The following is a 12,559-nucleotide window of genomic DNA, read 5'->3' on the forward strand; positions in this document are numbered from 1 at the left end:
TTATTTGGTTAATTATGTTTATTTACCTTGTTTTTAATTTCGCTGTTTAGTTTATTGCGTGAGTTTTCCGTGTACGTATTCGCATTTTGTAGTAGGGCATCACTGAATGCGGCAACGTCTTCGCCAGTTACTTCTAGCACCCGTTTACCGGCAGCAGCACCTTCTTCGAAGAGTCCAAGGACATCATCAAAGATTGGCATCATATCCATTCCCGAGTCATGCCCCGAAGAGAAACTCCACATGTAATGCTGAATCTTGTGGAAAACGTATGTGTATTCAGTCGGTAATGCTTTAGCTCTAGATTGCATTTGGCGCCAGTCCTTTTTGTCACCAATCATTTTTTTAATCCATTTTATCATGTGAAAGCTCCTTTAATTCGGTTATTTTTGTTGATACGAATTGCCACTTATTCCAAAATTGGCGTAGTTCTTCAGTTCCTGCGGCGTTTAATGTATAGAATTTACGTGGTGGACCCACGAGAGAAGGCCTTTTTTCACTATTAACGAGTTCCTTTTTCTCAAGTCGAATTAAGATGGTGTAGACTGTTCCGTCGACAACATCCGTAAACCCGAGCGCATTTAACCGCTGGGTAATTTCATAGCCATAGGTTTCTTCACGACTAATGATTTCGAGAACACATCCCTCTAGCACACCTTTAAGCATTTCAGTTAAGTTTTCCAACGTAACGCCTCCCTATCATGTATGACTTACTACTAGTATAAAGTATCACGTAGTAGTAAGGTTGTCAATAAAAATACCACTTCCGATTGGTGAATGAAGTGGTATTTGTGGCCTAAATCGTTTGACTTAGGGCAATTATTTTATCAACAGTTTTGTCTAAGAACTGAATTGTTTGATTCAACGGTTCATCGGTTGTGATATCAACACCGGCCACCTTAGCAGCTTCAATTGGAGGTAATTCACCACCAAGTTTCAAGAAAGCTAGCCAAGATTCAGTTGCGACTTCTGGATTTTTCAGTAGATTCAAATGCGCTTGTGTTGAAATAGCGAGTCCAGCTGAATAGGTGTAAGAGTAGAGTCCCATGTAGTAATGAGATTGGCGCATCCAAGTTAATTCAGCACCGTCGTTAATTTCAACGTCAGGACCCCAGAAACGTTCGAGGACATTCCGTTTGATTTCACTTAATTGATCGCCATCAAAGCCTTGGCCAGCATCAATCAATTGGTAAACCTCACGTTGGTAAGCTGCCTCAAGTAAATGCGTGACGAAGTTATGGAAATAAGTATTTGTTAACATTTTTGAATAAGCGAAACGTTGTAAGCGTGGTTCTGTTGATTGATTCTCGATTGAAGTGGTTAGTAATAATTCATTAAAAGTAGAAGGTGCCTCAACCAAGTAAGTAGAAGGCTCGCTCCCAAGAATAGATTGGTTATATTGCGTCAAAATAGCTTGTCCAGCATGACCAAGTTCATGAATTAAAGTATAGACGTCGGCTAACTCGTCTGTCCAAGACATCAGAATGTAGGGATGTTTGCCATAAGGCGTTGTTTCAAAGCCGCCTGTTTCTTTACCAATATTCTGAGGGAAATCAATCCAACGTTCTGGGAATGAGCGGGCAACCATTGCTTGATAGTCAGAACCAAGTGGGGCTACGGCGTCATTAACATATTTTTTGGCATCTTCGATTGAAACTTTAGGTGCGAATTCAGGATCTAAATCAATTTGTAAATCGGCAAAGGTCATTTTATCTAAGCCACGAACTTTCTTAATATGTGCGGCATATTTTTGCATAACGGGTGCTAATTTAGTCATGATGGTATCGATTTGACGGTTGAATAGGGTACGATCGACTTCTTGTTCCGCTAATAAATAATCAAATACGGAATCATAACCGCGTAATGTGGCAATCCGTTTCTCCATTGAAACCTGATTATAGTAGTTTGCGGCAATCGTATGTTTATAATGTGCTAATGTTGTAGAAAAACTTTTAAATGCGGCATGACGAACGGCCGGATCTGAATTATATTGGTAAGTATTTTCGTATAAAACAAATGACATGGGATAAGTGACCCCATTGACTTCAAAATCATCAAAGTCCATATCAGCCGCACGTGTTTGTCCATAAACGGATTCTGGTGCCGAAAAGTTAGGCTGGAAAGTTGCGAGGACTTGCTCAACTTCGGGACTTAATTGGTATTCTTTTTGTTTTTTTAATTGGCGAATGTAGGCTTTTAATTTTGGATTGGCGACTACGACCTCATCTAGACGCTCAACTGGTAGTTCCAGTAATTCAATGTCGAAGAAAACCAATTTTGTGGAAATTTCGGCAGATAATGCCTCAAATTCACGCATTAATTGATTAGCTGTTGCATCAGTAATATCGACAGCTTGTTGCAAGAATGCATAATGTTCAATATGAGAGAGACGCATATATATGTCCTCTAGCGCACTGAATGCATCATGAATTGAGACTAATTTATCTAAATGGCCGTGATATGCAGTATCGAATGCTTGAACCAAATCACGAACTAAGTCGATATCCGTTTGGAATGCGATATCGTTTGGATATATAGCGGTTAAATCCCAAGTCAATTCTTCGGGAACATTTTTACGGTTAACTAGTTGGTGTGTGTTTGTCATAATCGTAACCTCCTAAGGGTTTGTATGCCTAGTATTGTACCATTATCTGGAGATCAATGGACAAAAAAAGAACCTATCTAAACAGATAAGTTCTTAATCATTCGTGAGGGCATTATTTTGAGTATTTCTCAATTAAATCGTCTAAGACAAGTAAGTCTTCTGCTTCGTAGCGTTTACGATATGCGGCGATTTCTTCAGCTGAGAAATTCTTTGGATTAACAGCTAGATCTTCAACAGGGATGGCACGTTCGTCAGTGATTTTAACATCAATGACAACAGGTCCTTCTATAGATTCAGCTTTTTCAAATGCGGCAACCAATTCGTCATGAGTAGAAACTGGAATACCAACGGCACCCATTGCGTTTCCGACTTGAGCCCAATCAGCATCGTTGAAATCGATACCGTAGAATGGTTGGCCTTCATCTTCTTGTTCATCTTGAATGAAACCGAAATGTTGGTTAGAGAAAACAACGTTGATAACATGTTGTTTGTATTTCACTTGTGTTAATAAGTCTTGAACGACCATAGCAAAGGCACCATCACCAACAAGGTTAAAGACTTGGCGGTCAGGATATGCTGATTTAGCAGCAATTGCAGCACCCATACCGTAGCCCATTGTAGCGAATAGAGCGGATGTTGTGAATTTTTGTTTAGGATTCATATCTAAGTAACGTAAGCTATTCATCGTTACATTACCAACATCGATTGCGAAAATGTCATCGCCAGTTGCATGTTTGTTAATTTCTTTAAAGACAGCAGCCGGTTGAAGAGGTGTTGTTGTTTTGTCCTCAAATTTCTTGAGGTATTCACGCCAGTTAGCCATATCTTCAATTGTTGCATCAAAGAATGGACGACTTTCAACTGGAGCACCATCTAATTCAACAAAACGAGCTAATGTTTTCTTAGCATCACTGAGTAAAGCCACATCAACTGCATGACGTTTACCAATTTTTGATGCGTCGATATCAATTTGAATGAATTTCATATTTGGTTTTAAGATTTTTTTAGTTTGTGCGAAAGGTAAATCAGCACCCGCGAAGACAACAAGATCAGCAGCTTCAATTGCTTCATCGGCTGGTTTTGTTGCAACACGATAAGTTGAACCTAAGTTTGCACGGAAACTATCAGGAACTGTTCCTTTATTGATAGCCGTAATGATAACTGGCATTTTAAAATGTTCAGAAAAGGCGATAACTTCATCAGTAGCACCTTTTGTACCAATACCGGCAAATAAAACAGGTTGTTTAGCTTCTTTAATTAGTGCTAAAGCGTCTTTAATTTTTGAATCGTCTGGTTCAGGAAGAATTGGACTTGAGTAGTTATGACCTGATGCGTAATAGCTATCCATGTCGATATCCATCCAACCATAATCATTTGGAATTGTTACAACAGCAACGCCTTTGTATTGATATGCCGTTCTAATTGCTTGGTCAATAACACGAGGTAAGCTTTCAGGTGTCATAACGGTTCTATTGTAAACAGAAACGTCGGCGAACATTGGATTTTCATTCATTTCTTGGAATGAATCCATATTCATTGCGCCTGAAGCAACTTGGCCAATTAAAGCAAGAACGGGGACGTGATCTTGTTGTGCATCGTATAAACCGTTAAATAAATGCGTTGCACCAGGACCAGCTGAACCGAAAACAACCCCAACTTTACCTGTTAATTTTGCTTCTGCAGCAGCGGCCAATGCGCCAACTTCTTCGTGGCGAACTTGGATATAATTAATATTTTCTTTTTCAGATTCGAGAGCACGCATTGTTGTATTGAATGACCCACCGGGTAACCCATAAACATTTTCGACTTTCCAATCTTGTAATACTTTTAACATAGCAATAGATGCTTTGATTTTTTCTGACATAATTTAAATCCCCACTTTCAATTAGATAATAATGTATCTTACACAATACATTATTGCATTATGTGACAACGTTTACAAATGAAACGTTTTAAAGAAGTGCATTATTTTAAAATTACCTGGTTAGTGCGGCTAGACAGTAAAATAATGTCAAAAAAATGGACTATGCCGTAAAAGATTGACCATAATTGAAGTAAGCGCAAACGAAGCTTAGGAAGAGGGGATTTAAGAGAAATATTAAGTAGAATAGCGTTGTATAAATATGTTGCCATCATGGATAACTAGTGTAGAATATAAACGTGGATGATATTCGTACATAATGTGCAATGAAATGAGTTTATAGAATTTTAACAGCATAAAAAAAGCGTTTAAGTAATACCTAATAATTTAAAATAAGTTAATTAAAAGTAGTATTAGGTTTCATTTTTTTACATACTAATAATCAAACTCAGGGGGGAATGATTAACATGAATCAAATCTTTAAGAAAACGGGTCTATTTTTAACGGCTTTTGTAGGCGTATTACTTTCGTCTAAAGCCATTCGAGCGGCTGTACTTACAGAACCAACGAATGCAATGCAGGATATAACGGATACTTTTACAAGTGCACCTAGACTTGCCGATGGACCAGCGGGAGCTAATCCTTTTTCATGGGGGACAACAAAAATCCAAGCCAATTTTGTACGTGATGGGCATTTAACAGGAAGAACGGATAAATTAATTGTGACTTCAAAAGGGACAATAACAATGCAAGAATCAGCTTCTGCGGGATATACATTTTCGAATATGTGGAATATACTTTCAGCCGATGCATATTCTGAGCTAGGAGCCGGCGATAAGTCGGGTACAATTCAAGGTGGGTCTAAGGATAGAATAATGGACATATCGGGTGATACAACTATCACAGTTGGAGACCATACGGCAGATATGGCTAAAAATGCAGGGAAAAAAGTATGGATCGGAAATAAAGTACAAACCTACCATAGTATTAGACCAATTAAGAGTAATTACTATGTAACTCAAGAAACATATACAGATGTGGGACAAATAACTTTAAAACCAACTATTACAGGAACACCAGCAGCTACAAACCCAAATATTTCAGGTACTGGAACGCAAACTGGTGATAAAATCAGTGTGGTTGTTAATGGGACTACTAAAGAAACAACCGTTAAAGCCGATGGAACTTGGAGTCTGAACTGGGGCGGTAAACTCCCGGTCCAAGCTAAAATGACAGTAACAGAAACCAATGCTTATGGCGATAAACCGGGAACGGTGGAGGCAACTATTTCGGGTACGGACTTATCCATTACGTCAAAAGAAACGGCAATTAATTTAATGCCATCCGATATTGAAGGTTACCAAAATATGTCGGATGATCAAGTAATGGCCGATTTAATTAAACGATTTGGCATTACCGCGATAGATAAAGCTGATAATAATAGTAGTACGGGTATTATTATTGGGACTAGTGATAGTCAGTTTTTGAAGAACCTGCGTCAGGCAAGTGGTGGGACTTCAGTTAGCACGCCTTTTACGGCTACGAAGTCAGGAGAAACTGTTGCGATGGCTAACCCGTTAACTGTGACAGTTGGTGCTGGTATGTTATCATTTAGCACAATGCCCGCACGGAGTGATTTTGCTAAAACGATGATCAATGGGCAAGGACAAATAGTTCAGAGAACTGGTGATTGGAACGTTGGGGTCACAGATACACGTAAATCTGGGAGTCCTTGGTATTTGAGCGTTTCAGAATCGCCATTAACGAACAGTGAGACGGGGAAAGAATTATCGGGTTACGTTTACTACACGGCTGATGGACAGAATGAAACTAAGATTGGTACCGGCAGTACCTTTATTGCTTCGGGTCAAAAAGCAACAGGTGTTGGTGATACGTATAAATTAAATGACGGTTGGACTGACAACAAGGGTATTTTATTGCACGCAAATTCAGATGTTACGATTGGTAGCTACAATGGGACGATGGATTGGTCTTTAAGTGATGCACCAACCAAATAAATTTAAATTTTTATAACGGTCTCTAAAAGTCTAACTTTTGGAGGCCGTTTTTTGGTAAACTGAGGGTGTTAAAATTAGATGTATAACCAAATAATGGAGTCAAGAATTTGGAGGCGTTCATATGGGAAGAAAAGGCTGGATTATTTTACTGACGTTTATAACAGTTTCAGTTATCGGTGGTAACTTGTATAAGGTTCACGAAAAAAAGGTAGAAGAAAAAAATGAAATTGTTCAAGTTAAGGTGGAACACAGTTTTGTAGTAGAGTTGAAAAAAAATGTTGCTGGTATTAAGTCGATAAAATTTAAGCAAGCATTATATAATTCGTGGATAAATCAATATATGATGACTATTATGCTAACTTATGAAAAAGAACCTGGTTCTAATGAAGTTAACTTTGATTATTATGATAAAGATAAAATGAAAGAAATATCTGGTCTTGAAGGTACTGGTGTTAATAAAGGAGTAACAAAAGGAAAGGTCGAAGTTACTTATACTAACGGGAAGAAAACTAGTATATAGTTAAAATAAAAATAACGTTATTATTTGTGATAATTTAGATAAGATTGTAGTCTAAGTGTACGTGGGAAATTATTATTAGCTCAATTACGATAGTCATTTAATTGAGTAGTTCGACGGTGGTGGAGTAAGTGGAATTACTATTTTCATCTATTTAAAAAGCATTATAAGTATGGAAATTTTGAAGTGTAACAAAAAAGTTAGATGTTTAAATGTTAATTAAGCAATTAAGGCGTGATTTCGATATTCTATTGGAGTCATGTCTTTTAATTTATAAGGGATCCGGTCATTATTAAACCATTAGACGTATTTGCTTGCTTCTTGAATGAGCTCGCCAATATCATGAATAACCTGACACTTTAGACATTCTTGTTTCATCAAGCTAAAGAAACTTTCAATTGGTGCATTGAAGATAATAAAATTAGTTTTAATATTTATACTTTTAATGTACAGGGTAATGTGAAAATTAACTACATGACTGGAACTAGCAAGAGGTGTTAATAATTAGAGACTAAATACTTTTAAATTCTAAAAAAGGTGGTAATATTATGTTGTTATGTTAATAGGAGCTGGAGTGAATTCAATTTCATTTCATTAGAACTATGCTAGAGTAAAAATAAAAGCTAGTGACGTAAGATTGGCCTTAGGGTTCTCGATTGGTGGAGTTTGTGCAGCTTATAAAAATGGTATTTGGTTTGACTACAATTACTTTTATCCTACATTTTTGGGTCGTGCAGGTCTACAATAATAAGTTGGGTGGAACATAAAAATGAAAAATTTAAAAAAAAGTATAGACGAATCGCTTTCCGTTTTGGGAATATTTTTTTTAGTTTTAATAATTTTATCTTTTTTTATTAAGGATAGTTCTTATTTTTATAATGGTAGGATATACTTAATAGTATATTTTTTAGGTGATACTGTTGTTGGCTTTTTTAGGTTACGAAAAAGTGAAAACTAAGAATAAATGGAAGCAGCATTAACTACTCAGCTGTTTTTAGTCGTAGGTATTTCTGTAAATCATATTAAGAGTAGCATTTGGTTTAACTGCAATTACTATTATCCTACATTTTTAGGTCGTGCAGGTCTACAATAACAAGCTAAGGGGAACATAGAAATGAAAAATTTTAAAAAAAGTATGGATGAATCGCTTTCTGTTATGGGAATAATCTTTTTAGGTCTAATAATTCTATCTTTTTTTATTAAGGATGGTTCTGATTTTTATACATAGTAGGATTTATTTAATAATGATTTTTTTAGGTAGTACTATTGTTGGCTTTTTTCGGTTACAAAAAAAGTAAAATCCAAGAGTAAACAGGAGTAGAATTAACCACTCAAAAAATTTGAATTCAGAAAAAGATTTAAAAAATAAATAAAATGAGTATCTATTATTTGAAAATATACAAAAATCCGTCGAGAGCAACTTCTCTACGGATTTTTTTGTTTTGTAGACAATAAGCTTAGCAGTTTTATGTCTGGGATGTTTGGGTAGAATAATTTCGATATTACCTTGGTCTTTAAGTTGTTGTGAAATTGGATTGATTAGCCCGAAATACAAAAGAAATCCTCGAATTAATTGATGAAAACGATGTTTATGCCATTTGCTGAATTTGAACGCGCTCAAATTGTTGAACGAATACAGAGTGGAAAATATTATGTTAAGTTGAATAATCCTGATTTTAAAGAAGGTAGACAAAAAGATTCTAGTTCAACGTGAATTGAATGTATTAGAGTTTAGAAAAAAACATTCAATTAAATAAACTGTAGATTAATACTAGGTATCTACCGGGTCAGTAAAAAAAGGCAGCGTATCAGCGCGGGTTAGAATAGTTTTTTATGATATACTGAATAAATAGAAAAGTGAAAAGATGGTGGCCACTCTTGATGAGATGATGCCTATGAAAATAAGTGATCAATCTAGAAAAGAAAATGCCTTTTGTCGTCATTGTAAAATTAGGACAAAAAATAACCATGGTCGATCAAGCCAGGAGTGGCCGAAGAGTCTATTCTTGAAGTTTGTTTAAAAAAATTGTCTCTGAATTCCGAAATAAATAAGCTTGGTCAGCGAAAATAACTTTTATTATAATTGATGCACAAGGTATTAAGAATACCGATACGGCAGAATATAAGGGTTATGAAGCAGAAAAGAAAATTTCGGGAATCAAGCGTCACCTAACTGTAGATAGTAATGGACTACCGCGGACAATCCATATAACAACTGCCAATGTTTCGGATCGTGCCGGTGCTAGTGCTAAGTTGGCAATTAATAGTGACCATCTAGATCAAGTAACATCCGTATTAGTTGATGGTGGTTACATAGAATATAATTTTTAATCTGATGTTAAAACTAATATAAAAGCCACCGCACAGGTGGCTAAGCGCGATGAATTGTATAAGTTTGAAGTCTTGCTAAAACTTTGGATTATAAAGCAATCATTTAGCTGGCTGGATAAGGCGACGACTATGGGGAAAATGTGAACGACAACTTAATACCAGTCTACAGATGATTGTACTAGCGTTTCTTACTTCATTGATCCAAAGATAATAGGACAGCTATAACAAGACTGTGTTTTACTACAAGGGGCTTCCACAGATTGACAACAAGTGGTCTATTTTTTATTGTGGTCAATCTAGGAATTTAAATAGACCGAATGCTAAATCTGGTATGAGCATTTAGTCGATTATATGAAAATCAAGAGGAGTTTTTAATTATGACTAGTCAAAAGAAATGTATAGTAGACGATCAAATTTTTTCACCCGAAGATGGTATGGAGATTTGCGAACTGAATCCTATTATCCAAAATTTAATTCTAAAAGATTATCCCAAATTAAGTGAACACGACCTTATTTGTAGCGTACATCTAGTCGATTATCGGCTAAAATATGCAAATGCCATCATTTCTAAGGGGGTTAAGCGAAACCGAAAATCTAACGAACGACTAACAGAAATAATGAAATCCGACGCTTACAAGGTAATCGATATTAGCCAAAAGTTAGAATCAAAACAAACTTTTGGCCAAAAACTTGCCGATAATGTAGCCAAATTTGGGGGCAGTTGGCCATTTATTATTATTTTTGTCTTCTTTATGATTTTTTGGATAATTATCAATACTACTCAGTTATTTGGTAAAGGTTTTGATCCCTATCCGTTTATTCTACTTAACTTATTTTTAAGTATGTTGGCAGCTATGCAAGCCCCTTTAATTATGATGAGCCAGAATCGGTCTGCTGAATATGATCGTTTACAGGCCAATAACGATTACCATATTAATCAGAAATCAGAAAATGAAATTCGAGAAGTTCATTCAAAACTCGATCACCTCCTTCAAGAAGACAATACCAGCTTTCTGGAGATTCAAAAAATGCAGTTAGAAATGCTAGGAGATATTCAGAAACACATTACCGAACAATCAAAAATAATTACTGAGCTCAGTCAAGAAAGTCATAAAGCATAAATTAAATGGCAAGTCATGGGCTCCTATGGCAAGAATGATAAAAAACCGAAGATGAAATGAACCCCCAGTATTGGATTTTGGTCCAATACTGGGGGTTCACTATACTAAGTCATTTTTTCTGACTTGGATCGTTTTTGTATACAATAATGATGAACATTTAATGCTTTTTCAGTATCTAAAAAATGATTTTAGCGACCTTAACTAACAATTATTAATGCAGTTATACTTGTTAAGTAAGTCGTCAAAGATTGTGTCTATTACTTATTAGAACGGGGACGTCTTCCTGAGTAGTAAAATCAATAATTTACCCTGTTCAAGAAGAATTATTACCTGGTTCAGGAAGGGTTCGCACACAATTAAATTAGTTCTGTTATGATTCATTTGTATAAAAATAATAGCAAAGGATAGTTTAAATTGAAAGCAGATTATCAAAAAATAAATTCAATACTAACTTACACATCTATTGCTTTAAAAAACCCTAAAATTATAAAAGATAAAGATTTAGTAGTCTTCCTAACTATTATTCAAGAAGAAGCTAAACAAAATAGAATCTTTTATGATTATAAAAGAAAATTTCGTCCAACGGTTACTTGCTTTACAATTGATAATAATTTTGAGATTCCTGATTGTTTGGTTAAACTACTGTCAGTTGTTGAAACACCTAAGGCATGGTCTGGATTTAGTTAGAATAATTTTTACATAGTGACATGGGAAGCCAGTTGCTCGAATCTTGTCTGGATATTTGACTTGTTGGAACGCTATTTTTATACGAATTATGATGTCTTTTTCATTTTAAATAGTTTAATGAGTTCAAAAAATATATCTAAAGGACAGTAACTTAGATGGTAGTGAAATTGTACTTGTGATTTTAACTAAATCCGGCTACTGTCTTAAACGGAGTCCTGTTGTCTCAGGGCTTCTTTTTTATATGTCTGATACAAGTTTAGCAGAGGAATAGTATGGCAAACTATCAATGGAAAAGATATTAGTAATTGAGTGATGAATCTAGAAAATAAAATGTTTTTTATCGTACTTAATCTTAAATTTGAATATGTAAAATATCCGTTGCTAACCATACAAATAACCCCCAGTATTGGATTTTTGTCCAATACTGGGGGTTCACTACAATGATAAAAATCTAATTACAGGGGGGTTATTTTTATGGTTAAATTATCTAAAAAGTTTAAAGCTCATATTCTTAAGGAGTATCTTTCATCAATATTACTGGGATATAAAATAATAGATTATAATGTTAAAAGTTCCTCAATAATGATTTCATGGGTGTACTTTAATTCTTATTCTCGGAAGTGGATTTTTTTTCTATACATGGTAAACCTATGCACGCTATTATTGTATTAATAGCCATATCTAATGTTGGATAGCGCGGTTAGTTGCTTTAACTTTTTTGATTGTTCCGTGTTTAACAATAGTTTATCTTGTTTCAATGCGTTTGAAATATCTATATTCATTCTACTTAAAATAAATGGCACAGAGGTTCTTTTTTCAGTTAATTCTTTTTCATAATTAGATAATACGAGTGACAGCGAATTAGACTTGTCGCCTAACTCACTTACCAGGGATGAAATGATTCTTATTGCTTCCTCTGATCGGTCGTTACCTCCCGAAAACCACTTTATAAATTTCATGTATATTCTCCTAACTTTATTTGCTAAATATAAATACGATACAATGTTAATTTACATATTGTAGCGTATCTGAAATTAAAGCAAGAATTTATTTATTCCAGCGGCAGTAACCTTTTGTAATTTTGTCATGATTAATTCTTTACCATTACTCATAGTTAAAACGCTCCTTTGTTATTATTTTTTTGTACAAATGAATCATAACAGAACTAATTTAATTGTATGCGGGCCCTTCCTGAACCAGGTAATAATTCTTCTTGAATAGGGTAAATTATCGATTTTACTATTCAGGAAGGCACCCTTTGTACAAATGAAAAATATGGTATATTAATTCTATTAAAAAGGAGAGAAATCTATAATGAAATTTAACAATATTAAAAACAATCAATTACAATTAATTATAGGTGGATATAACAAAATAAAGTATGGTAAACCAATCAAAAATGTAGCCCAATATTTTTGGTCT

General features: G+C 35.1%; 11 protein-coding genes and 2 pseudogenes. 7 read left to right on the forward strand and 6 right to left on the reverse strand.

The genetic code is table 11. The features are described from left to right. Positions 1-8: 8 nt before the first annotated feature. The 4 genes from FC66_RS05965 to spxB form a co-directional block, all read right to left on the reverse strand. Positions 9-359: a DUF1048 domain-containing protein gene (locus FC66_RS05965; RefSeq protein WP_057974477.1), complete on the reverse strand. Its 351-nt coding sequence runs from the start codon at positions 357-359 to the stop codon at positions 9-11. Then, positions 343-681, reverse strand: a complete 339-nt coding sequence (locus tag FC66_RS05970) for a PadR family transcriptional regulator (protein WP_057974478.1) — start codon at positions 679-681, stop codon at positions 343-345. The genes FC66_RS05965 and FC66_RS05970 overlap by 17 nt, the downstream gene beginning before the upstream one ends. Positions 682-793: 112 nt before the next feature. Beyond that, on the reverse strand, positions 794-2,602 hold the full coding sequence (pepF, locus tag FC66_RS05975) for an oligoendopeptidase F (protein WP_057974479.1): 1,809 nt from the start codon (positions 2,600-2,602) through the stop codon (positions 794-796). 112 nt (positions 2,603-2,714) lie between these two features. Further along, the gene (gene spxB / locus FC66_RS05980) at positions 2,715-4,466 is read right to left on the reverse strand and encodes a pyruvate oxidase (protein WP_057974480.1); all 1,752 of its coding nucleotides are present in this window, start codon (positions 4,464-4,466) and stop codon (positions 2,715-2,717) included. A 464-nt stretch (positions 4,467-4,930) separates the two neighbouring features. On the opposite strand from spxB, the gene FC66_RS05985 reads away from it, so the two are divergent. Then, on the forward strand, positions 4,931-6,481 hold the full coding sequence (locus FC66_RS05985) for a hypothetical protein (protein ID WP_057974481.1): 1,551 nt from the start codon (positions 4,931-4,933) through the stop codon (positions 6,479-6,481). 121 nt (positions 6,482-6,602) lie between these two features. After that, positions 6,603-7,001 carry a hypothetical protein gene (locus FC66_RS05990; protein ID WP_057974482.1) on the forward strand — a complete coding sequence of 133 codons (399 nt, stop codon included), beginning with the start codon at positions 6,603-6,605 and terminating at the stop codon, positions 6,999-7,001. 216 nt (positions 7,002-7,217) lie between these two features. On the opposite strand, the pseudogene FC66_RS08185 reads toward FC66_RS05990, so the two are convergent. Next, positions 7,218-7,295: pseudogene (locus FC66_RS08185) on the reverse strand (IS3 family transposase); the annotation flags it as partial. 1,288 nt (positions 7,296-8,583) lie between these two features. Here FC66_RS08185 and FC66_RS08130 point away from each other — a divergent pair. The 5 genes and pseudogenes from FC66_RS08130 (at position 8,584) to FC66_RS06010 (ending at position 11,137) form a co-directional block, all read left to right on the forward strand. Then, positions 8,584-8,712 (forward strand): recombinase family protein, encoded by a 129-nt coding sequence (locus FC66_RS08130; protein WP_162253180.1) that lies wholly within the window; start codon positions 8,584-8,586, stop codon positions 8,710-8,712. 362 nt (positions 8,713-9,074) lie between these two features. Beyond that, the gene (locus tag FC66_RS08190; RefSeq protein WP_420911476.1) at positions 9,075-9,329 is read left to right on the forward strand and encodes a transposase; all 255 of its coding nucleotides are present in this window, start codon (positions 9,075-9,077) and stop codon (positions 9,327-9,329) included. A gap of 69 nt (positions 9,330-9,398) precedes the next feature. Next, positions 9,399-9,540: pseudogene (locus FC66_RS08195) on the forward strand (IS5/IS1182 family transposase); the annotation flags it as partial. A gap of 166 nt (positions 9,541-9,706) precedes the next feature. Continuing rightward, complete coding sequence (locus FC66_RS06005; RefSeq protein WP_057974485.1) at positions 9,707-10,450, forward strand: DUF1003 domain-containing protein; 744 nt, start codon at positions 9,707-9,709, stop codon at positions 10,448-10,450. Between the two features lie 414 nt (positions 10,451-10,864). Further along, positions 10,865-11,137: a hypothetical protein gene (locus FC66_RS06010; protein WP_057974486.1), complete on the forward strand. Its 273-nt coding sequence runs from the start codon at positions 10,865-10,867 to the stop codon at positions 11,135-11,137. A gap of 668 nt (positions 11,138-11,805) precedes the next feature. Here FC66_RS06010 and FC66_RS06020 read toward each other — a convergent pair. Next, complete coding sequence (locus FC66_RS06020) at positions 11,806-12,096, reverse strand: bacteriocin immunity family protein (RefSeq protein WP_057974488.1); 291 nt, start codon at positions 12,094-12,096, stop codon at positions 11,806-11,808. Positions 12,097-12,559 lie beyond the last annotated feature (463 nt).

It is taken from the genome of Dellaglioa algida DSM 15638 (assembly GCF_001434695.1).
Lineage (GTDB): Bacteria > Bacillota > Bacilli > Lactobacillales > Lactobacillaceae > Dellaglioa > Dellaglioa algida.